The sequence below is a fragment of the Neobacillus drentensis genome (genome assembly GCF_036965645.1).
Taxonomy (GTDB): Bacteria; Bacillota; Bacilli; order Bacillales; family Cytobacillaceae; genus Neobacillus; species Neobacillus drentensis_D.
The window spans coordinates 47,705-70,855 of record NZ_JBALPZ010000092.1 but is presented as its reverse complement, the minus strand read 5'-3'; the positions used below and the strand labels follow the sequence as shown (position 1 = coordinate 70,855).

Sequence of the window (23,151 nt, the reverse complement as noted above, 5' to 3'; positions counted from 1 at the left end):
AATTCTCGCCTCTTTTTAACGCATTTCTTGATGCAGTTTGCTCAAGCTGGATTGAAGTAGTAAAATTTGATCCACCGTAAAGTTTTTCAGCATCTCATCTAAATAGGCCTGACGCTTTTTAATCACTTCATCAATGATTCTCTTACCTTCTTCTAATAAGTGAATTCTCACCACTCGACGGTCGCTTGGGTCCTTCACCCGCTCAACGAGTACATTTTTCTCCATGCGGTCGACCAAATCCGTCGTGGTGCTGCATGCCAAAAACATTTTACCTGAAAGCTCGCCAATGGTCATGTCTCCATCTTCAAACAGCCATTGCAAGGCCACGAATTGTGGAGGAGTAATTTTATATTGACTTAGCATTTCCCTGCCTTTTTGTTTAATGATTCCAGAAATATACCGTAAGTCTTTCTCAATAACAGCGATCATATCCTCTGAAACTTTTTGTGGATTTTCGAGTTCCATTTCGTATACACTCCTATAATTTGCTTCTCCTCAAGACGAATCTATATATTAACCGATCTAACAAAGGTGGATGTCTTAAAGCTTGTACTTATTTTCTACTTTTTCCGCTGAAATTTCAAGCTGAAACTCTTTTTTCAATACTCCTGAAAAGCGATTAGGTGAATCAAATGCTATAATAATTTTATTTAACAGATTAGTTCATAATATGTTCATGCTTCAATTTTAAAAACAAAGGTGAGAAGAAAAATGGAAATAGGTTTAAGTAATGAAGCAATCCAATGGTTTAGGGATGAAGTTGAGTTGAAAAGTGGGGATAAAGTAAGATTTTATGTGAAAATTTACGGAAACAGCCCTGTTCAAGAAGGTTTTTCACTTGCATTTACCGTGGATAACGAGCCAATCGACATTGGCGTTAAGACTGAAATAGAAGGACTGACCTTCTATATTGAAGGCTCCGATCTATGGTTTTTTAATGGTCATGATCTATTTGTCGATTACAATAAACAATGGGATGAATTAGAATTTAGTTATACCTTATCTAAATAATAAGAATGAAAACCGGCATCTTATCTCGATGCCGGTTTTCATTCCTAAGTATTTCTAATGAAGCCTTTCACTTGCAATCGGTAATATCACTTCTATAATGGTGCCCTGCTCATCGCTCCAGATATTAATAGTTCCGCCATGATTTTCGATAATTTGCTTAGAAATCATGATACCAAGTCCAGTACCGTCCTCTTTTGTTGTAAAAAAAGGCTCTCCCACACGTTTTAGGATTTCAGGTGACATTCCGAATCCGGTGTCCTTAAAGATGATCTTCACCATATTACAACCATGCTGTTGGACGTCAATCGTGACAAACCCGCCCTTCGGCATGGCTTCCACCGCATTTTTTAAAATATTGATAAACACCTGTTTTAGCTGGTTCTTATCACATTTAACCGTAAAATTACGATAATTGTATTTTGTTTCGATTTTAATTCCATTTATAACAGCTTGCGTATCAATTAATGTCTTGACATTTTCTAGCAAAGTAATGAGATCAACGGCTTCAAATTTTAATTCATGCGGCTTGGCCAGGACTAAAAGCTCACTCAAAATCAATTCAATTCTATCCATTTCAGACTGAATAATACCGAAGTAAGATTTATTTCCTTCACCTTGAGACTCCATTAACTGTAGAAACCCTTTGATTGCGGTAAGCGGATTTCGCACTTCATGCGCAATACCAGCTGCCAATTGCCCTGCCACATTCAATTTCTCAGAATTAAGAAGGAGTTCGTTGGTCTTTTTCCGTTCTGTTACATCTCGGATGATAATATGTCTAGCAGGTGCGTTTTGATAGAAGGTTGGAATTCCCTTCACTTCGGCAACAAAGACTGTGCCGTCTAAACGCAGTAATTTATACTCCATAAACTCGGTGGCAGTTCCAGCCATCACCTGTTTTTCCCGTTCTCTAGCAATCTCGTGAAAATCAGGATGAAAAATATCCGGCAATGAAAGTGATAGAATCTCCTTTTTATCTTTTGCCATCAATAGCTGTGCACCCGTATCATTAATAAAAAGAATTTCATCATCTTTCGCAATAATCACCGCATCGGGTGAGTGCTCTACTAAATCTCGGTAGGTCTCTTCCCGTCTTTTTGCTTCTTCCTCGCCCTTTTTACGTTCTGAAATATCTCTAATCACACTGACAATTTCTAAAACATGGAGGGTGTCATGGGCGATGATCGGTTTACAAAGCGATTCCACCCACATATAGTCACCATTTTTTTTCCGAACACGATAGTAGTCTCGTCCACTTTCCTGGCTGTCGAGGACTTTTTTTCGGCTCTGATAGGCATTTTCAACATCATCAGGATGGACAAATGATAATATATTCTGTTCTAATACTTCATTTTGCTCATAACCAAGTATATATTCGCAGGAAGGAGATACATAAACGATTTCCCCTTGCAAATTTGTACTCACAATGACATCCAATATATTATCAGTTAACACACGCTGCATCTCTTCAACTTTTCTTATTTCTTCTTTTTTCCTTTTTAATTCAGTTATATCTCTACCGACTGCGCTGATTCCGACGATTTGGTCTTCTTCACTTATGGGGATAAACATTAGGTTTAAATCAAAGGTTTGACCAAAGTTCGTGATAATCTTCGTATCAAAGTTTGAAAAGCGGCCCAATACAGCATTACTAAAATGATGGAACACCTTATTGATATGGTCGATTGGACAGAGAAATTGAAGTCTTAACTCGTCCGCTTCCGCCTGTGAATAACCTGTCAATTGTTGGAATGCCGGATTTGATTGTACAACATGTCCTTCTATATCCAATACAAATATACTATCTTCGTTTCGGGAAAATAGCGTTTTATGGCTGCTTTGGGCTTTTTCCAAATATTTGAATAGCAGCAGTCTTTTTTCACTTTTAATTGCTTCAACAGGACTGTTCATCTTTCTCTAACCGTTCCTTTCTCCCATGATAATACCTATATTACCATTCTATTTTTCATTGTAAGTTTTACTGATAAAACTTTCAATATATTTCTACTATTTTCCATTAACTTATATTGTCTTCCATACCAGCAAAAGAAGAAACAATATATTGGTTCCAAACGGACACTAGTGGATGATTTGTGCATTTTTTACTTTTCTAAAAAAACTTTTTCCCTAATAATGAACCGGCCTCCTAATGGAAGCCGGTCATCTTTAAAGTTCTAGCTCTCCCATGCGAAGGAGCTCTACAACAGCTTGTGATCGCCCCTTAACACCAAGCTTTTGCATGGCATTTGAAATGTGATTCCTAACTGTCTTTTCGCTTATAAATAAGTCACCAGCGATTTCTTTCGTTGTTTTGTCTTGTACTAATAATTCAAATACTTCTCTTTCGCGTTTGGTGAGTAATGGCTTGTGATTATATTCATTCTCCTTCAAGTATTGTAACCCTCCTTGCCTTCGCCAGTAATGTATCGTGGGATGGGTATATATTTAGTCATCATATCTTATGTAAACGATACAATTGGAGTGACTATAATTCACTTAAAGGAGTGGGTTTTTATTAAAAATTTAAAAATATATTCCTAATTTTTTCCCTTATTAGACCATTAATCTCAAGAATTAATTAATTTTGCATAAATAATATATCGTTTTGGTGCATTTCCTACATAATGAAATGGATAACAGGTTGTTAAAATTAATTCTTCTTGCTGTTTTTGTAAGGTAATGATGCTCTTATCATTTGCTTTAACAATTTTAGTACGAGTAATCTCATATGTGTAATTTCCATTCGGCATCTGCATCTTTAGATATTCACCTTTTTTTAACTCACCTAATTTGCGAAAAACCGTATCCCGATGGCCTGATAAAACAATTTGCCCCTTATCACCCGGAAAATAAGAGCCTTTATAATGGCCTACTCCTTTTTCAAGATCATCAGGGTCAGTCCCTTCCACGATGGCCAATTCCGCTTTAATTTTTGGAATGTTTAGAATCCCGATGGTATCACCTGTAGCAGGAGGTGTACTTTTGTCAGCTTTCTTCTTATCAGCTGCAACCGGCTGGTTCTGGCTGATGATCTCCTTCGCTTGGCTCAGAGCCGTGGTGGATTTTACTTTTGCATGAGCATATTGCCAAACACCGGCACCCACTAAAATGAGGCCGATGAAAATAAGAAAAAAGGGTAATTTTATTTTTTTCACATTGAATACCTGCCTTAATAGGTCATTTGTTCAAGTATATCAAAAAGTGACACGATAGGACTATTGAAACTATTGCCTATTCAAAAGAAAAACCTTCTTTCCTAAACAGAAAAGAAGGTTTTTTAGATTCAAATGCTTTTTAGTTACCATTGTCGCTTCCGAAAAAGTTTCTAAATGCTTGCATAGTAGCAGCCCGGTTAACCGCTGCAATAGAGGTTGTAATTGGAATTCCTTTTGGACAAGCTTGAACGCAGTTTTGGGAGTTACCACAGCCCTGCATACCGCCATCCTCCATAAAAGCATTTAAACGTTCTGCCGCATTCATTTCACCTGTTGGATGAGCGTTAAATAGGCGAACTTGGTTAAATACAGCTGGTCCCATGAAGTTTGTTTTACTATTCACATTTGGACAGGCTTCTAAACATACGCCGCATGTCATACATTTAGAAAGCTCATATGCCCATTGACGTTTTCTTTCAGGCATCCGTGGTCCAGGTCCTAAATCATACGTTCCATCAATCGGAATCCATGCTTTTACCTTTTTCAACGAATCAAACATTCTGCTCCGGTCAACGGAAAGGTCACGGACAACCGGGAATGTTTTCATTGGTGCTAAGCGGATTGGCTGCTCTAATTGATCAACCAATGCCGAACATGATTGACGAGGCTTTCCGTTAATAACCATTGAACATGCACCGCAAACCTCTTCAAGGCAGTTCATTTCCCATGTTACGGGAGTGGTCGTTTTCCCTTGTGAATTTACCGGATTTTTACGGATTTCCATTAATGCCGAAATAACGTTCATATTCGGACGATATGGAATTTCGAATGTCTCCTCATAAGGAGCAGCATCTGGGCTATCTTGACGAGTAATAATAAAAGTTACCTTTTTATTTTCAGACATGTTTCCCTACTCCCCTTTCTATTAATGTTTTGTAGTGTAATCGCGTTTTCTTGGCTTAATTAACGAAACGTCGATATCTTCGTAATGGAAAGCAGGAGCAGTTTTAGAATCAACGAATTTAGCCATTGTTGTTTTCATAAATTCCTCATCATTCCGTTCAGGGAAATCAGGTTTATAATGAGCACCACGGCTCTCATTTCGGTTATATGCACCAATCGTAATAACACGAGCCAATTGCAGCATGTTTTGTAATTGTCTTGTGAACGCCGCTCCTTGGTTGCTCCATTTCGAAGTATCATTGATATTAATGTTTTGATAACGCTCCAATAGTTCTTGAATCTTTTCATCTGTTTTTAACAGGCTGTCATTATAACGGACAACCGTTACGTTATCAGTCATCCATTCGCCAAGCTCTTTATGAAGAACATAGGCATTTTCCTTACCATCTAAAGACATAATATTATTCCATTTTTCTGCCTGTTCTTTTACATGACGATCAAATACAGTAGAAGAAATGGCATCAGAACTCTTTTCAAGTCCCTCAATATATTTAACAACATTTGGTCCTGCCACCATACCGCCGTATACCGCTGATAACAAGGAGTTTGCTCCAAGACGGTTAGCACCGTGCTGTGAATAGTCACACTCACCGGCAGCAAATAAACCTTTGATGCTTGTCATTTGATCATAATCAACCCATAGTCCACCCATTGAATAGTGAACAGCAGGGAAAATTTTCATTGGAACTTTACGCGGGTTGTCACCCATGAATTTTTCATAAATTTCAATAATACCGCCTAGTTTTATATCTAGTTCATGTGGATCCTTGTGAGATAGATCAAGGAATACCATGTTTTCCCCATTAATACCAAGTTTTTGACGAACGCATACATCAAAGATTTCACGTGTCGCAATATCACGTGGTACAAGGTTTCCGTAGGCAGGGTATTTTTCCTCTAGGAAATACCAAGGTTTTCCGTCTTTATATGTCCAGATACGACCGCCTTCACCACGTGCGGATTCGCTCATTAAACGAAGCTTATCATCACCAGGAATAGCGGTTGGATGAATTTGAATCATTTCACCATTTGCATAGTAAGCGCCTTGCTGATAAACGATCGATGCAGCTGACCCTGTGTTAATAACAGAGTTAGTAGACTTACCGAAAATAATACCAGGGCCGCCGGTTGCCATGATGACAGCATCTGCAGCAAAGGATTTAATTTCCATTGTTTTTAGGTTTTGGCAGACAACGCCGCGGCAAACCTGTTCATCATCTAGAACCGCACCAAGGAATTCCCAGCCTTCATATTTGGTTACTAAACCATCCACTTCATGGCGGCGAACCTGCTCATCAAGTGCATAGAGAAGCTGCTGTCCAGTTGTTGCTCCAGCAAACGCTGTCCGGTGGTGCTGTGTTCCGCCGAAACGGCGAAAATCTAGTAGACCTTCAGGCGTACGGTTAAACATAACACCCATCCGGTCAAATAAATTAATAATTCCAGGTGCTGCATCACACATCGCTTTTACAGGCGGCTGATTCGCTAAGAAATCTCCGCCATAAATGGTATCGTCAAAGTGAATCCACGGAGAATCACCTTCACCTTTTGTATTTACCGCTCCATTAATACCACCTTGGGCACAAACAGAGTGAGAACGTTTAACCGGAACTAGCGAAAAAAGCTCTACCGGTGTTCCTGATTCTGCCACTTTGATAGTAGCCATTAAGCCCGCAAGGCCGCCGCCGACTACAATCACTTTACCTTTTCCCATTCGTGACTCACTCCTTTAATCCAAAATACAATTTTTTCCGATATATAATCTATTAAGATACAAATGCTATTAATGTTTGAATACTAATTAATGAGAGAATAACAAACACACCGATCGTCACGTATGTGGTAATTTTTTGTGAACGTGGTGATACCGTAATTCCCCAGCTTACTAAGAATGACCATAAACCATTCGCAAAGTGAAAAATAGCTGAGAGAATTCCTACTAAATAAAAACCAAACATAAATGGTGATGAAAGAATATCATGCATCATGTCATAGTTTACTTCAGTCCCCATAGCAGCTGCTACACGTGTTTGCCATACATGCCAGGCAATAAAGATTAAGGTAATTACGCCTGTAATACGCTGCAGTAAGTACATCCAGTTTCTGAAAGTACCAAATCTATTAACATTACTATTTGCAGTAAAAGCAATATAAAGTCCATAGATTGCATGATATAACAACGGTAAATAAATAATTACTGTTTCGAGGACAATCTTGAAAGGAAGACTTCCCATAAAGTTTGAAGCCTTATTAAAAGATTCAGCTCCCCCTGTTACAAAATGGTTGACTATTAAGTGCTGCGTCAGGAATACTCCGATTGGAATAACCCCTAATAATGAGTGCAATCTGCGATTAACAAACTCACGATTACCCGCCATTTTTTTTACCCCCCTTTTAGTTTTAAAAAAATGTTGTTTTTAAGCTGCTTTATTTAATACTTTACGAATTCATAATTGACACCACTTCCACTGTGACAATTATGTGACAAGTCCATTTTACTCCTGTCATTTAAGAGCGTCAAGAAAACGGATACAGATTCTTTAGCAAAAATATAAAATTTTTTAAATATATTGATATTATAATAGACCTTTATAACAGTTGGTTATTATAGCCTTTTGTTATGTAATAGCACGATATTTATCAATGAATTTCCAACATCTAACTGTTAGTAATTTTTTGCATTAGGAAATAATAATTATGATAAAAAATAGGATTAAATATTCCGCAATAATTTATTAATTCCAGATAAAACCGTACTGAAATCCGTCGCAAATTGTATATAATAGAATGATAGAAAGAGGGGAAACATATTGAAAGAAAGCACTGTTGCTGATGTAAGTTTGAACACAGCTGAACATTCCGTTGAACCCGGAGCTGACCACACAGCTGAACCGCGCACCATATCGATATTCGGATATGAGTTAATCAGGGAAATCCTTCTGCCTGAGATTCTTGGTAAGGATACACCGGAAATATTATATTGGGCAGGCAAACGGCTTGCGCGGAAATACCCATTAGCTGATTTTGATGAGGTCATTAGTTTTTTTCATAATGCCTCATGGGGCCAGCTGGAAATTAAAAAAGAATCAGGAAATGAGATGGAGATTGAACTGTTGAGCCCATTACATGTTTCACGGGTAAAATCAAAGGCCGAGCATTACTTCCAGCTCGAGGCAGGCTTTCTCGCCCAGCAAATGGAGCTTCAAAAAGAAGTCGTCGCTGAAGCCTTCGAACATCCAGTCAAAAAAGGAAACAAAGTACAATTTACCGTCAAATGGGACAATAAAGACTACATCAAGTAATCCAGTCTCCTATCCAATCAAATTATTCTACAGCGGTGATAAAAATGGTGTCAGGCACCGAAAGGCAGCCTGACACCATTTTTACTATCTTATTGTTGTTCGCCTAACTCGAATGCTTTGTGAAGGGCTTCAACTGCTTTTAACATGTTTTTTTCTTCGACTACGGCTGAGACTTTGATTTCGGATGTGCTGACCATTTTGATTTGGACATCGTTTTCAGCGAGAACCTTAAACATTTTCGCTGCGACACCCGGGTTAGAAATCATTCCTGAACCGACAATCGATACCTTGGCTAACTTATTTTCGGCATCGAGTTGTTCATACCCTAGTTCTTCTTTATTGTCCTCAAGCACTCGTAATGTTTCTAATAAATCATTTGTATGGATGGAGAATGACAGATTAGCACTTCCAGCTTCAGTTGTACTTTGAATAATAATATCTACGTTTAAATGATTTTGTGCTAAAGTCGTAAAAATGGTTGATAGACTTGTAAGTGAGTTAGTCAAACCTAATACGGTAACTCTTGTAATTTCATCCTCAAATGCCACTCCGCGTACCACTAGATTTTGTTCCATTGTTGCTTCCTCCTCAATAACTGTTCCTTCTTCTTTCTCCATGCTTGATCTGACAACAAGCTGTACTTTATAGTTTTTTGCAAACTCGACTGCTCTAGGATGAAGCACACCCGCGCCTAAATTGGCTAACTCGAGCATTTCATCATAGGAAACGGATAATAGTTTCCGGGCATCTTTTACATATCTTGGGTCTGTCGTAAATACGCCTGTTACATCCGTATAAATATCACATTTATCAGCTTTTAGTGCCGCCGCTAAGGCAACTGCGGTTGTATCTGATCCGCCGCGGCCTAATGTCGTAATTTGGCCATCCTCGGTTACACCTTGGAAGCCTGCGACAATGGCAACTTTCCCAGTTGAGATTTGAGATTGAATCGCTTCTGGATTGATTTTTGCAATTCGGGCATTACCATGAACAGGCTCCGTAACGATTCCAGCCTGCCAGCCTGTAAAGGAAACGGCCTCAAGCCCTTGTTGTTGTAAAGCCATGGAAAGTAAAGCAATCGTAACCTGCTCGCCTGTAGACAAGAGCATATCCATTTCGCGTTTGCTAGGCTCCTTCGTTATATCCTTGGCCAGGCTTACAAGCTGGTCCGTTGACTTTCCCATTGCTGAAACAACGACGACCACATCATTGCCGCGCTCTTTCTCCTCTCTTACACATGCAGCAACATTTAATATTCTTTCCACACTTCCAACGGAAGTGCCGCCAAATTTTTGAACAACTAAACCCATCTTTTTCCCCTACTTTCGACTTTGCTGTAACTAGTATTCTAGAAAAATAAAAAAAGCAATGAGAGAGCATCTCATTGCTTTTTGAACACGAAAAATACATTCCTGCACAAACAACGTAAGATAGCTCTCCAAGACATCGTCTTGACAATTCTGGATTTCTTCAATACAGAACCAGCAAAAAAAGGATATGAGTCCTTCTTCACTTCGGCGAATATTCCCTTTCATGATCCTTCATTGAAGCTCATCCTTCTCAGAATCATTACTATTGAATTTCGCACCTCTACCTTCACTTTAGTACGATAAAGTGACTGATTAAATTTTCACCATTATAGCATGTTCATTTTTATATGACAATAATTATGAACGAAGTTTTTCGATTAATTCTTCCGCGACATTGTTTGGAATACCAAGAGCAGTAAATTCCTCCAGCGTGGCTTCCTTCATTTTTTTCACCGAACCAAACTGTTTTAATAATAATTTTTTGCGTTTTTCCCCAATTCCCGGGATATCGTCGAGTAATGATTGGAATGCACTTTTCCCTCGAATTTGCCTGTGGAAAGTAATCGCGAAACGGTGGACTTCATCTTGAATTCGCTGCAGTAAATAAAACTCCTGGCTATTCCGGGCTAATGGGACAATTTCGAGCGGATTTCCATAAAGAAGCTGTGAAGTGCGGTGCTTCTCATCCTTCACAAGACCTGAAAGCGGAATATCTAAACCAAGTTCATTTTCGAGAACATCCCGTACGGCCTCAACATGTCCTTTACCGCCATCAATAATAATTAAATCCGGCAGCGGCAGGTTTTCTTTTAGAGCTCTCGAATATCGTCTTCTTGTGACTTCCCGCATAGATTCATAATCATCAGGACCCTTTACTGATTTTATTTTATATTTTCGATATTCCCGTTTGTTTGCTTTTCCATCTGTAAAAACAACCATCGCTGATACGGGGTCTGTCCCTTGAATATTGGAGTTATCAAATGACTCAATTCGGTGCGGTGTATAAATCCCAAGGAGCTCTCCCAAATTTTCAACAGCCTTTATCGTTCTTTCCTCATCTTTTTCAATGAGTGAAAATTTTTCCTTTAAAGCAATATTGGCATTTTTAATCGCCATTTTAACCAGATCTTTTTTGGCCCCTCTTTGCGGCTGCAATACCTTTACCTCAAGCAGCTGTTCCGCTAAATGAAGGTCAACTTCATCTTGGATGAGAATCTCTTTTGGCTTAAAATGATTTGCTTTCGTATAAAATTGACCGAGGAAAGTTAAGATTTCTTCCTCAGGTTCATTATAAATCGGGAACATCGACACATCCCGCTCAATCAACTTGCCTTGACGGACAAAGAATACTTGAACACACATCCAGCCCTTATCGACTGCATAGCCAAACACATCACGGTCAGTGAAGTCCGTCATCGTGATTTTTTGTTTTTCCATAATGGTCTCGATGTGAACTATTTTATCTCGAAATTCTTTTGCCCGTTCAAAATCAAGTTCTTCTGCTGCGGCCGTCATTTTTTCCGTTAGCTCATTCTTAATTTCTTTATAGCCGCCATTTAAAAAGCGGGTGATTTCGTCCGTCATTTCTTTATACTGTTCTTCACTTACTTCATTGACACATGGTGCCAGGCACTGTCCTAAATGGTAGTACAAGCATACCCGGTCAGGAAGGGTAGAGCACTTACGTAACGGATAAATTCGATCGAGCAGTTTTTTGGTTTCGTTCGCCGCTCCGACATTTGGATAGGGCCCAAAATATTTTCCTTTATCCTTTTTTACTTTTCTCGTAATAATTAGTTTCGGATGTCTCTCCGCTGTTAATTTAATAAACGGATATGTCTTGTCATCCTTTAGCATGATGTTATATTTAGGGTCGTATTTCTTGATTAGATTTAATTCAAGCAGCAGCGCTTCTATATTTGAAGAGGTAACAATGTACTCAAAGTCCTCGATTTCATTGACAAGTCTTAATGTCTTCCCGTCGTGAGAACCGTTAAAATAAGAGCGAACACGGTTCTTTAACACCTTTGCTTTCCCTACATAAATAATTGTTCCCTGACGGTCTTTCATTAAGTAGCAGCCAGGCTGATCGGGCAGCAGGGTCAATTTTTGCTTAATAATTTCATTCATTCCGGCCACTCCTCCGTCTTTTTATCTATCTATAAAATTCTAATGCAAAAACACAATAAAGGGAAGTAGGAGAAGTTTGTAAAAAAAGAACCTCAGCCTATTAGCCTGAGGTTCTTACATGTTTACCTTATACGTGCTTTTCTAATACGCCTGCTAGCGCATCTTTAGGCTGGAAGCCGACTACTTTATCAACCACTTCGCCGTCTTTGAATACCAACAATGTTGGGATGCTCATTACACCAAAGTTAGCTGCCGTTTGTGGATTGTCATCCACATCAAGCTTAGTGATTTTTACTTTATCGCCCATTTCTGCATCAAGTTCTTCTAGAACTGGAGCGATCATTTTACAAGGTCCGCACCATGGTGCCCAAAAATCTACAAGCACAAGGCCTGAACCTGTTTCAGCAGTAAAATTTTGATCTGTTACGTGTGAAATAGCCATTTATATTGACCTCCTCTGAAATACTGAAATACTACGGAAAGTATATCATTTGTTCGTCATATCACGCTAATAATATGTCTCGCAAATAATTTTCCCTTTTTTACTGTAAGTATTCTATTCAATAGCGTGATAAAAAGCGAGCAGCTGCCTGCCCGCTTTTTAGTATTGACCTGCATGTCAGTCAGTAAACTCGCTTCCATGCTTTCTTTTTAGTTTGAACCCTATATCCGTTATGAGTGGACTTTTAATTTTTTAAATTCTTCTGTTAGCAGTGGCACGACTTCGAACAAATCACCGACAATCCCATAGTCCGCTACTTTAAAAATATTAGCCTCTGGATCTTTGTTAATCGCTACAATGACTTTAGAATTGGACATTCCGGCTAGGTGTTGAATAGCACCTGATATACCACAGGCAATATATAGATCAGGTGTAACAACCTTTCCAGTCTGGCCAATTTGCAGGGAGTAATCACAATAGTCAGCATCACATGCACCACGAGAGGCCCCAACTGCCCCGCCTAATACTTGAGCTAATTCCTTTAGCGGCGCAAATCCTTCCGCACTTTTCACACCCCGGCCGCCGGAAACAACGATCTTTGCCTCACTTAAATCTACTCCTTCACTTGCCTTTCTCACTACTTCCTTAATGATGGCACGAAGATCTTTAATGTCAACAGAAAGCGAAGTTACATCTCCTGTTCTGCTTTCATCCTTCTCTAGCGGGGAAATATTATTCGGACGGACGGTTGCAAAAATTAACCCCTCGGTCACAATTTTCTTTTCAAATGCTTTACCAGAGTATATGGGTCTAGTAAACACAATATTTCCGCCTGCGGCTTCTACGGCCGTTACGTCAGAAATAAGGCCAGAAGAAAGTTTTCCAGCAATACGCGGTGCTAAATCCTTTCCTAATGACGTATGACCTAACACCAATCCTTCAGGTTTTTCTTGGTCAATGGCAGCTAATAAAGCTTGGGAAAAACCGTCAGATGTATATTGCTTTAATTTTTCGTTCTCAATCACTACCACACGGTCTGCTCCATATTGGATCAGTTCCACACCTAAAGCGCTTACAGATTGGCCTGCTAAAACACCTACCACTTCGCCGCCCTCTGCCACTGTTTTAGCTGCAGCAATTGCTTCGAAAGAAACATTACGTAATGATCCGTCACGTACTTCCCCGAGTACCAATACTTTTCTTGCCATGCTAATACCCCTCCTGAAAAACAATTTTTATGTGAATGGATTAGATTACTTTCGCTTCTGTATGAAGAAGATGAACGAGTTCTTTAACTTGGTCATTTAAGTCGCCCGCTAAAACCTTGCCGGCTTCTTTTTTAGGCGGCAAATAGATTTCAATTGTCTTTGTTTTGGCTTCCACATCGTCTTCCTCAAGATCAAGATCATCTAATTCTAATTCTTCAAGCGGCTTTTTCTTTGCCTTCATAATACCTGGCAATGAAGGGTAACGCGGCTCGTTTAGCCCCTGCTGTGCAGTAACCAATAGCGGCAGGCTGGTTTCAATCACTTCAGAGTCGCCCTCGACATCACGAGTTACCGTTACATTTGTTCCATTGATTTCTAACTTCGTAATCGTTGTGACATACGGGATGTTAAGCAGTTCAGCAACACGCGGTCCCACTTGGCCTGAACCGCCATCAATAGCGACATTTCCTCCTAAAATTAAATCCGCATTTTTATCCTTCAAGTATTCAGCTAGAATTTTCGCAGTAGTAAATTGGTCGCCATTTTCTACTTCATCTTCAATATTAACTAGAACAGCCTTGTCTGCCCCCATGGCAAGTGCTGTACGTAATTGTTTTTCAGATTCTTCATTTCCAACGGAAATAACGGTCACTTCACCGCCATTTGCATCACGAACTTGAATCGCTTCTTCAATCGCATATTCATCATAAGGATTAATGATAAACTCTGCACCATCCTCATTGATTTTACCGCCGGAAATGGTTATCTTCTCTTCTGTATCAAAGGTTCTTTTCATTAAAACGTAAATGTTCATGGTTTCCCTCCTAGTAAATTTCAAACATTAATTCAGTTCGAAAGATTGAGAAAATTTTCAGCAAAAAAATATTGGAACTTCCGGACAGAGGTCTGCCATTAGAAGTTATGCCCCTTTAAAACTAGGCTCTCTCTTTTCAAGAAATGCCTTTATTCCTTCTTTTGCATCTTCTGAAACAAATACTTCACCAAATAATTCAGCTTCCCTTTTTGTTCCTTCATAAAATTCTTCTGTTTTCGCATAATTTAATAATTCTATGGTTGCTTGAATGGAACCAGCACTTTTCTTAGCAATTTTGCCCGCCAGTTTAAACGCTTCATCTAACAGTTGACTTTCAGGGAAGGCTCGATTTGCTAAACCATATTGCACTGCCTCAAGACCGGAAATCGGTTCAGAAGTAAACAGCATTTCCGCCGCCCTTGCCACACCGATGTATTTAGGCAAACGCTGTGTCCCTGCAAAACCTGGGATTAACCCAAGCTGAAGCTCAGGCAGACCAAGTTTGGCATTTTCACTTACATAACGGATATGACAGGCCATTGCCAACTCAAGTCCGCCGCCAAGTGCCGCACCATGGATGGCTGCAATAATTGGTTTTGGAAACTTTTCCATGCGATCAAATAAATCTTGCCCATACTTGCCAAGGTTCGCAAATCCTTCTGATGAAGTTACTGTCGTAAATTCCTTAATGTCGGCTCCAGCTGAGAAAAATCGGCCTTCTCCGTGGATGACGATAACTCCAATCTCACGGTTTGGCTCGATTTCATCAAGGACTGTTGACAATTCTCTTAACAGACCTGATGATAATGCATTCGCGGGCGGACGCTCGATAGTAATCGTGGCAATGCGATCCTGATACGACCATCTTAAGTATTCCAATGCAACTCCCCCTTTTCCTTCCTTATCTTTTTCCACAGCCATCGATCAACAGTCGATGGACTGGAGATGCTAATGCCAGTAAATCATACTTCTCCTCGTTCATCACCCATGATGTAACGGTCTCATCGATTGTCCCGAAGATCATTTGCCGGGCTAGACGAACATCAAGATTACTTGAAAACTCCCCTGTTTCTTTACCTTCTAAAATGATTTTCTCAATAACCTGTAAATATCCTCTCAGAACTGAATTTATTCTTAAACGCAATTCTTTATTGGATTGACGTAATTCTAGCTGGGTAACAATCGCCATATGGTGATCATCAGATAGAAGTTGAAAATGGGTTTCAATCATCATTAATAACTTCTCTTCTGCCGTCACTTTTCCTGCTATTTTTTCTTCGATTTTTTCTACGAATTCGCCCATTTTTTCTTCAAAGAGAGAGATAAGGATGTCTTCTTTGTTTTTAAAATATAGATAAATGGTTCCATCGGCCACCCCTGCCTGTTTCGCGATTTTGGAAACTTGGGCTTGATGATACCCATTTTCAGCAATAACAATGACTGCTGCATCTATAATTTGCATATATTTCGGTTTGTTCTTTTTCACAGTATCCACCCTTTTGAAGAAGTCTTTCTTGTATTCTTTTCCAAATAAAAAGAAATTATGAATGAATCATCATTCATAATTTTATAATAGAATTTAAATTATCTTCTGTCAAGAAAAACTGACCATTTCATCCTAATATAGAAAAGACTAGTGTGACAAGCTTTTCTGCTCAAAAAAAAATAGTTTTAAGACTTACGCATGCTTTTGGCTTTCTTGCTCTATTTTTTGCTTTTCTTCTTCCACAAGTGTTCTTCTTAATATTTTACCTATTGCCGTTTTCGGTAATTCCTTTCTAAATTCATAAACCCTGGGTGCTTTATAAGCAGCCAAGTATTTTCTGGCAAAATGATTCATTTCTTCAGCGGTGACAGTGGAACCTTCTTTTAAAACAAGATAGGCCTTCACCGTTTCCCCGCGGTATGGATCAGGAACACCGGCAGCAACCGCCTCCACTACATCTGGATGTTCATAGAGGACTTCTTCGATTTCACGAGGATAAATATTAAAACCTCCCGCGATAATCATATCCTTTTTACGGTCAACCACGTAAAAATATCCCTTTTCGTCCATATAGCCCAGGTCTCCTGTATAGAGCCAGCCATCCTTTAGTACTTCCTCGGTTTCCTTTGGACGATTCCAATAGCCCTTCATAATTTGCGGTCCTTTAATCACAATTTCACCGATTTCGCCAATAGGAACCGGTTCACCCGTATCAACCGACAAAATGAGAGCGTCTGTATCAGGATAGGGAACACCGATACTGCCTTTTACCCTTGGAACATCCCATAAAAAATTAGAATGTGTGACAGGAGATGCTTCAGATAACCCATAGCCTTCAACAAGCTTTCCACCAGTTACTTCCTCAAATTTTTGCTGTATTTCAACCGGAAGCGGTGCAGACCCGCTGATACACGAATCAATGGAAGATAGGTCATATTTTTTTAAGTCCGGGTGATTCAATAAGCCAATGTAGATGGTTGGTGCACCGGGAAAAAGGGTTGGACGCTGTTTGTGAATGGTTTTCAATGTTGTTAACGCATCAAATTTAGGTAAAAGAATCATCTTACAGGCCATTTTAATGGATAAAATCATGACGGCAGTCATTCCATAGACATGAAAAAAAGGTAATATCCCTAAAACAGATTCTTCACCAGGCTTGCACTTATATAACCAGGCTTCACTCATACATGTATTGGCCATTAAATTTTTATGGGTCAGCATGACTCCCTTTGGAAAACCAGTTGTTCCCCCAGTATATTGTAATAAGGCGATATCTTCCTCTGGATTAACATCATGCTGGTTTAGGTCTCTTGAATTTATGTTGATCATTTCGGTGAGCAGATGGGAATGGCCTTCATGTTTAACCTTAACGACAATCCCATATTGTTTTTTCTGGATGAAGGGGTAAATGAGATTTTTAGGAAATGGTAAGTAGTCTTTGATAGCGGTTACAATGATGTGCTGTAAATTAGTCTGCGGCATAACTTTTGTGACTCGTGGATAAAGAATGTCCAATGTAAAAATAGCTTTAGATCCGGAGTCTTTCATTTGGTACTCCAGCTCTCGCTCCGTATATAACGGATTGGTTTGAACGACGATTCCGCCTGCCATTAAGATCCCAAAATAACTGATGACCGATTGTGGACAATTAGGAAGCATAATGGCAACCCGGTCATCCTTTTGAATACCAATGGATTGCTGTAAATAGCCGGCAACACTAAGTGCCTCCTCATAAAGCTGCTTATACGTCATTTCTTTTCCCATAAAATGAATCGCAATTTTGTCCGGAAACTCTCTGGCTGCATTTACTAAGTATTCTTGTACGGGTTCTCTGGAGTATTCAAGTGTGACAGGAATTTCCTTTGGATAAAGGTCCAGCCATGGTTTTGACTCCAACATAAATACCCTCCTTTTTACCTATAATTTGTAAAAATGCTAAGCTCTCTTCTATTATAGTACAGTGATTAGGTATAGACAATGAGACTTTACAATTAAGGGACTTACGAATATATAAAAAAAATCATCGCCAAAGCGATGATTCATCTTATGCAAAAAACACCATATAGATAATACCTATAAGTAAAAATAATCCGCACAAACCCAGTAGTACTTTAGCTAATGTCTCCACTGTTTTTCTCCCCTTACGAAATTCCTGCACCAATCACTAAGGACAACCCAATTGAAATAATCAGTGACATCAAACCAACCGCTCTGTTATCATTTTGAATTTCCTCATCAATTTTAAATTTGGGCGTTAAAAATTCAAAGATAAAATAGCCGGCAAGCAGCAGGACAAATCCGAAAACACCCCAGCCAACCATCTCAAGTAAGGAATTGTTCCCCTTAATAGAAGCCCGAAAAATAATGGCCAAACCCAATATTTTTCCTCCAGTTGCCATTGCCACAGCCAGGTTTCCTTTTTTTATTTCTTCCCAATTTTTATATCTGGTTACCAGTTCAAACACAGCTAAAAAGACAACCATACATAAAATCACAACACTGTAATAGGCAGCAATCACAATATATCTGTTCTCCCAAAACTGATCCATGTCGTATCTCCCTGGAATATTATTTAAATTCGACGACGGTTACCCCTGAACCACCTTCGCCGGCTTCTCCAAAGCGGATTTTCTTAACGGAACGGTGATTTCGCAAATATTCTTGCACGCCCTGTCTTAAGGCACCCGTACCTTTTCCATGGATGATGGACACACGCGGATAACTTGCCAGCAGAGCATCATCGATATATTTCTCTACTTTTAGAAGGGCATCCTCATACCTTTCCCCACGTAGATCTAATTCCATTTTTACTAGTGTGTCACGCCCTTGTACAATCGCCATTGGCCTGGTCTCCACTTGTTTTGGTGTACTCAAGTACTCCATATCCTTCTCTTTAACTTTCATTTTCAAAATCCCAATTTGAACCAGCCACTCATTGTCTGAAACACGGTCCAATAGGGTTCCTGTTTGCCCAAAGGTCAAGACCTTTACCTCATCCCCTGGCATGAAGGTGTGTTTCTTAGTTTTGTTATTTGTTAGTTTCGTGGACTTCTTGATTTCCGGTGCTGCTTTGTCAAGCCGTTTTTTAGCATCAATAAGTTCATGCTCTTTTATTTCCGCATGTTTCTCTGTTCTCATTTTGCGTAAATCCCGGATAACCTTTTCGGCTTCCTGCTTCGCTTCGTCTACAATATCAGCAGCTTGTTCGGCTGCTTTTTCAAGCATTGTATCTTTTTTATCATAAAACTCGATCATTTGCTTTTGTAAATCTTGGTGAAGCTTTTCGGCTTGCTTTAAGAAGTCGCGTGCTTCTTCTTGTTCACGCTCAGCCTGGCGCTTGCTGTCTTCAAGGGAAGCGATCATTTTATCGATTTGATTGGTGTCCTCACTTACATGTGAGCGGGCTGCTTCAATAACTCTTTCATTTAAACCAAGCCGTTTCGAAATTTCGAAAGCATTGCTCCGTCCGGGTACTCCTAGTAACAGTTTATATGTCGGACTCAATGTCTCAACATCAAACTCCACACTGGCATTTAATACCCCCTCGCGGTCATAGCCATACGCCTTTAATTCCGGATAGTGAGTAGTCGCTATGACCCTGGCGCCACGCTTGTGGACCTCATCTAAAATCGAAATAGCTAAGGCAGCACCTTCTTGTGGGTCTGTTCCTGCTCCAAGCTCATCAAATAAGACAAGGCTGTTAAAATCGACCCGATTTAAAATATCCACAATGTTAACCATGTGAGACGAGAAGGTACTTAAGCTTTGTTCAATCGACTGTTCATCTCCAATATCGGCATAAACAGCATCAAAAACGGCGAGTTCGGAGCCGTCCAGGGCCGGTACCTGAAGCCCCGCTTGTGCCATTAACGAGCAAAGGCCAAGCGTTTTTAAGGTGACCGTTTTACCACCGGTATTCGGACCTGTTATGACAATCGTTGTATACTCTTTTCCGAGCATAATATCATTGGCAACGACTTCATCAATCGGGATGAGCGGATGCCGGGCTTTATATAAAGCGATTCTTCCTTGATCATTCATGATTGGCATCGAAGCCTTTATTTTTTTACCATATTTCGCCTTTGCAAAAATAAAATCTAAATTGCCCAGAATATCGACAATTACCTTGAGCTCGCTTTCGTATTCAGCTGTTTTGGCCGACAGCTCTGTTAAGATTCGTTCGATTTCCAACTGTTCCTTAACGCGAATATCCTGAAGTTGATTATTTAATTGAACAATAACCTGCGGCTCAATAAATAGGGTTTGTCCTGATGAACTTTGATCATGAATTATCCCGCCATAATGGGCACGATATTCCTGTTTAACAGGGATGACAAAGCGGTCATTCCGAATTGTCACAATCGCATCAGACAACATTTTAGCTGCGCTTGAAGAACGAATCATACTTTCTAACCGTTCGCGGATCCTCGATTCACTAGACCGAAGCTGATGCCTTAACGATCGAAGCAGATCACTTGCTCCATCCAATACTTCTCCGCTCTCATCGATCGCATGTTTAATTTCTTGCTCCAAGTTCGTGAGCGGAATAATGTTGGCGACTTGCTCCACTAAGATTGGCAGTTCTGTTCTGTCCTGTGCCAGTTCCTCGATAAATCGCTTCATTTGACGGCTGGCATGAATAGTACTTGCAATTTGAATTAGTTCGTGCGGGCTCAAAACGCCGCCAATCACAGATCGTTTAATATGGGCTCGAATATCATGAATCCCTGCTAATGGTACATTTCCTTTTATACGAATGACAGTTGCTGCTTCATCGGTTTCTGCCTGAAGTCTAACCACTTCTTCAAAATCAGTCGATGGTACTAAATTTTTTATTTTATCTCTCCCAAGCGAGGAAGAGGCCTGTTCAAAAAGCTGTTCTCTAACTTTTGTAAATTCTAAAACCTTTAAAGCTCTTTCATGCACGGAGTTTCCCCCCTTTTTTATTTGTCTAGCTACAGCGCCTAGGGGCGCTTCCGCTTTTCTTATCTTTGATGTAAAAATTCAAGTAAATCATATTTATCCAAGGCATTAATTACCGTAGATTTTTTAATCCAGCCCTTTTTGGCGGCAGAAACACCTATTTCCATATGTTTTAATGTATCCAATTGATGGGCGTCGGTATTAATGAGGATCTTAACTCCGTTTTCTTGCGCTTTTCGTAAATATTCAGCTGACAAGTCCAGTCTGTTAGGGTTTGCATTTAATTCTAGTGCCGTATTAGTCTCTTTTGCCAGTTGGATTAATAAATCAACATCAACATCATAGCCTTCCCGGCGGCCAATTTTTCTGCCAGTCGGATGGGCAATTAAATCGACGTGAGCATTTTCAAGTGCCGTCTTCAACCGTTCCATAATTTTTTCCCTAGGCTGAGTAAATGCCGAATGAATGGAGGCAATCACGAAATCCATATCTGCTAATAGCTCATCATCATAGTCTAAGGTTCCATCCGGTAATATATCCATCTCAACACCCGAGAGGATTAGAATATCATCGTACTGCTGATTTAATTTTTTAATTTCTTCTTTTTGCTTTAACAATCTCTCACGCGTCAGGCCGTTTGCTACTTTTAGGTACTGCGAGTGGTCTGTGATTGCTAGGTATTGATATCCTCTAGCCCGGCAGGCCTCTACCATTTCCTCAATCGAGTGAGCTCCGTCGCTCCAGGTGGTATGCATATGCAAATCACCTTTGATATCGGCAAGTTCAATTAATTCTTCAGACGCCGAGAATTGTTCTACCTCTTTGCCATCTTCCCGGATTTCTGGCGGAATGAACGGCAGATCAAAGTGTTTGAAAAATTCTTCTTCCGACGTGAAAGTAAGGATCTCACCTGTTTCTACGTTTTCAACACCATATTCACTTATCTTTTCACCGCGTTCCTTTGCCAATTGACGCATTCTGACATTATGGTCCTTAGAGCCGGTAAAATGGTGAAGTGTGGTAATAAATTCCTCAGGCTGGACGAGGCGGAAATCCACTGAAACGTCATAATCAAAATCTAAGACAATCGAGACCTTTGTATCACCGGCACCAATGACTTCCTTTATTCCCGGCAGTTTTAATAGATGCTCGCGGACCTTTTCCGGCTTGGTTGTCGCAATAATAAAATCAAGATCTTTAATGGTTTCTCTCATTCTTCTTAAGCTTCCTGCCCTAGAAAAACGAGTAATATCTGGCATTTCTGCCAGCTTTGCTTCGATTTGTTCGGCGATCGGAAGCATATAGGCAAGCGGAAGCCGTTCTGGTCTTGTTCCTACATTAGCAATGGCACTTAAGATTTTTTCTTCCGTTTTCTTGCCAAAACCAGCAAGTCCTTGCACCCTGCCAGCTTGACAAGCTTCTTTTAAACTAACAACATCTACAATTCCCAGTTCCTTATTAAGCTTGGCTATTTTCTTCCCGCCAAGACCTGGGAGCTGGAGTAGAGGGATTAAACCAGCTGGAACTTCTTCCTTTAACTCCTTTAAGACTGTAGATGTTCCCTCTTTTATGTACTCATCTATTACGGCGGCAGTCCCTTTGCCAATCCCAGAAATGCTTGTAAAGTCTTCAATTTCTGTAAGAACTCGTTCATCTGTTTCCAGAGCATTCGCCGCTTTACGGAAAGCGGAAACCTTAAATGGATTTTCACCCTTTAACTCCATATAAATTGCAATGGTTTCTAATAACCGAATGATTTCTTTTTTATTAACTTCCATCATAAACACCTGCCCTCTGTTTAGATTTTCATTTTATCTGCGTTTATGGCATGAATAGAAAAACTCCTCTGCTACAGAGAAGTTCAAGCAGTTGTATATTCAATCCACAAGCTTTTAATTTGCTGTGAAAGGATAGGGGTGTGATTCACAATTGCTTTCGCCAAAGAGGAGTGATCCAGTGCATCCTGTATAAATCCGATTGGAATTAGGGCTGCTATATATAATAAAATAAAAATAAGTAAATAGACTTCACAAAAACCCAATAGGCCGCCTGCTAATACATTCAACTGCCGCAGGACTGGTAAATGAGCAATAAAATCCAGCATAGAGCCGATAATCTGGAACAGTACTTTTACTGCAAAAAAGATAATCACAAAGGCAATCGCCCGGTAAAAAGCACTCTCCATATCATTTGAATTTGTTAAAATTTTTAAACCCGCAGCATCACCGAAGTTTGGGTAGGGAATCCATAAAATCAGTTTTGATGAAAGTTCTTCATAGTAGGAAGTGGCGGCCACATATGCAATAATAAAACCTATTAGATGCACAAGTTGAAGGATAAATCCCCTTTTAAGGCCAACAAAGAATCCAATAATGAGAAAAATGATAATAGCTAAACCCAACATATT

The 23,151-nt window shown here is 39.8% G+C and carries 21 protein-coding genes and 1 riboswitch; of the genes, 2 read left to right on the top strand and 19 right to left on the bottom strand.

Translation table 11 applies throughout. The features are described 5' to 3' along the window. Positions 1–15: 15 nt before the first annotated feature. Positions 16–465, bottom strand: a complete 450-nt coding sequence (locus V7266_RS18215) for a MarR family winged helix-turn-helix transcriptional regulator (protein ID WP_335469693.1) — start codon at positions 463–465, stop codon at positions 16–18. Between the two features lie 246 nt (positions 466–711). Here V7266_RS18215 and V7266_RS18210 point away from each other — a divergent pair, with 246 nt between their 5' ends. Beyond that, positions 712–1,011 carry a HesB/YadR/YfhF family protein gene (locus tag V7266_RS18210; protein ID WP_335469692.1) on the top strand — a complete coding sequence of 100 codons (300 nt, stop codon included), beginning with the start codon at positions 712–714 and terminating at the stop codon, positions 1,009–1,011. 54 nt (positions 1,012–1,065) lie between these two features. On the opposite strand, the gene V7266_RS18205 is transcribed toward V7266_RS18210, so the two are convergent. The 6 genes from V7266_RS18205 to V7266_RS18180 all read right to left on the bottom strand — a co-directional run bounded on the left by V7266_RS18205 (position 1,066) and on the right by V7266_RS18180 (position 7,507). After that, on the bottom strand, positions 1,066–2,922 hold the full coding sequence (locus V7266_RS18205) for a PAS domain S-box protein (protein ID WP_335469690.1): 1,857 nt from the start codon (positions 2,920–2,922) through the stop codon (positions 1,066–1,068). Positions 2,923–3,177: 255 nt separating this feature from the next. Then, entirely contained in the window at positions 3,178–3,402 is a 225-nt protein-coding gene (locus tag V7266_RS18200; protein WP_335469689.1) for a helix-turn-helix domain-containing protein, read from the bottom strand. 176 nt (positions 3,403–3,578) lie between these two features. Next, positions 3,579–4,166, bottom strand: a complete 588-nt coding sequence (locus tag V7266_RS18195; RefSeq protein ID WP_335469688.1) for a class D sortase — start codon at positions 4,164–4,166, stop codon at positions 3,579–3,581. Positions 4,167–4,305: 139 nt separating this feature from the next. Continuing rightward, the gene (sdhB, locus tag V7266_RS18190) at positions 4,306–5,070 is read right to left on the bottom strand and encodes a succinate dehydrogenase iron-sulfur subunit (RefSeq protein WP_335469686.1); all 765 of its coding nucleotides are present in this window, start codon (positions 5,068–5,070) and stop codon (positions 4,306–4,308) included. 21 nt (positions 5,071–5,091) lie between these two features. Then, positions 5,092–6,843: a succinate dehydrogenase flavoprotein subunit gene (gene sdhA, locus V7266_RS18185; protein WP_335469685.1), complete on the bottom strand. Its 1,752-nt coding sequence runs from the start codon at positions 6,841–6,843 to the stop codon at positions 5,092–5,094. A gap of 52 nt (positions 6,844–6,895) precedes the next feature. Continuing rightward, complete coding sequence (locus V7266_RS18180) at positions 6,896–7,507, bottom strand: succinate dehydrogenase cytochrome b558 subunit (protein ID WP_335469683.1); 612 nt, start codon at positions 7,505–7,507, stop codon at positions 6,896–6,898. Between the two features lie 432 nt (positions 7,508–7,939). Between V7266_RS18180 and V7266_RS18175 the strand changes: the two genes are divergently transcribed. Further along, positions 7,940–8,431 carry a YslB family protein gene (locus V7266_RS18175; protein ID WP_420491443.1) on the top strand — a complete coding sequence of 164 codons (492 nt, stop codon included), beginning with the start codon at positions 7,940–7,942 and terminating at the stop codon, positions 8,429–8,431. Positions 8,432–8,520: 89 nt separating this feature from the next. On the opposite strand, the gene V7266_RS18170 is transcribed toward V7266_RS18175, so the two are convergent. The 12 genes from V7266_RS18170 to V7266_RS18115 all read right to left on the bottom strand — a co-directional run bounded on the left by V7266_RS18170 (position 8,521) and on the right by V7266_RS18115 (position 23,148). Further along, positions 8,521–9,741 (bottom strand): aspartate kinase, encoded by a 1,221-nt coding sequence (locus V7266_RS18170; protein WP_335469681.1) that lies wholly within the window; start codon positions 9,739–9,741, stop codon positions 8,521–8,523. Between the two features lie 113 nt (positions 9,742–9,854). Further along, positions 9,855–10,032: riboswitch (Lysine riboswitch) on the bottom strand. Positions 10,033–10,098: 66 nt separating this feature from the next. After that, the gene (uvrC, locus tag V7266_RS18165; RefSeq protein WP_335469680.1) at positions 10,099–11,871 is read right to left on the bottom strand and encodes an excinuclease ABC subunit UvrC; all 1,773 of its coding nucleotides are present in this window, start codon (positions 11,869–11,871) and stop codon (positions 10,099–10,101) included. A gap of 127 nt (positions 11,872–11,998) precedes the next feature. Continuing rightward, entirely contained in the window at positions 11,999–12,313 is a 315-nt protein-coding gene (trxA, locus tag V7266_RS18160; RefSeq protein ID WP_335469679.1) for a thioredoxin, read from the bottom strand. Between the two features lie 230 nt (positions 12,314–12,543). Next, positions 12,544–13,521, bottom strand: a complete 978-nt coding sequence (locus tag V7266_RS18155; protein WP_335469678.1) for an electron transfer flavoprotein subunit alpha/FixB family protein — start codon at positions 13,519–13,521, stop codon at positions 12,544–12,546. Between the two features lie 40 nt (positions 13,522–13,561). Next, on the bottom strand, positions 13,562–14,335 hold the full coding sequence (locus V7266_RS18150; RefSeq protein ID WP_335469677.1) for an electron transfer flavoprotein subunit beta/FixA family protein: 774 nt from the start codon (positions 14,333–14,335) through the stop codon (positions 13,562–13,564). A 105-nt stretch (positions 14,336–14,440) separates the two neighbouring features. Further along, positions 14,441–15,214 carry an enoyl-CoA hydratase gene (locus tag V7266_RS18145; protein WP_335469675.1) on the bottom strand — a complete coding sequence of 258 codons (774 nt, stop codon included), beginning with the start codon at positions 15,212–15,214 and terminating at the stop codon, positions 14,441–14,443. 22 nt (positions 15,215–15,236) lie between these two features. Beyond that, positions 15,237–15,821, bottom strand: a complete 585-nt coding sequence (locus tag V7266_RS18140) for a TetR/AcrR family transcriptional regulator (RefSeq protein WP_335469674.1) — start codon at positions 15,819–15,821, stop codon at positions 15,237–15,239. A 192-nt stretch (positions 15,822–16,013) separates the two neighbouring features. Beyond that, positions 16,014–17,720, bottom strand: coding sequence for an AMP-binding protein (locus V7266_RS18135; RefSeq protein WP_335469672.1), 1,707 nt, complete (start codon positions 17,718–17,720; stop codon positions 16,014–16,016). A 242-nt stretch (positions 17,721–17,962) separates the two neighbouring features. Continuing rightward, entirely contained in the window at positions 17,963–18,370 is a 408-nt protein-coding gene (locus tag V7266_RS18130) for a DUF350 domain-containing protein (protein ID WP_335469671.1), read from the bottom strand. 19 nt (positions 18,371–18,389) lie between these two features. After that, a complete protein-coding gene (locus V7266_RS18125; RefSeq protein ID WP_335469669.1) occupies positions 18,390–20,747 on the bottom strand; it encodes an endonuclease MutS2 in 2,358 nt (785 codons plus the stop codon). A gap of 59 nt (positions 20,748–20,806) precedes the next feature. Beyond that, positions 20,807–22,522 (bottom strand): DNA polymerase/3'-5' exonuclease PolX, encoded by a 1,716-nt coding sequence (gene polX / locus V7266_RS18120; protein WP_335469702.1) that lies wholly within the window; start codon positions 22,520–22,522, stop codon positions 20,807–20,809. An 83-nt stretch (positions 22,523–22,605) separates the two neighbouring features. Beyond that, positions 22,606–23,148, bottom strand: coding sequence for a CvpA family protein (locus tag V7266_RS18115; RefSeq protein ID WP_335469667.1), 543 nt, complete (start codon positions 23,146–23,148; stop codon positions 22,606–22,608). Between the last annotated feature and the right edge of the window lie 3 nt (positions 23,149–23,151).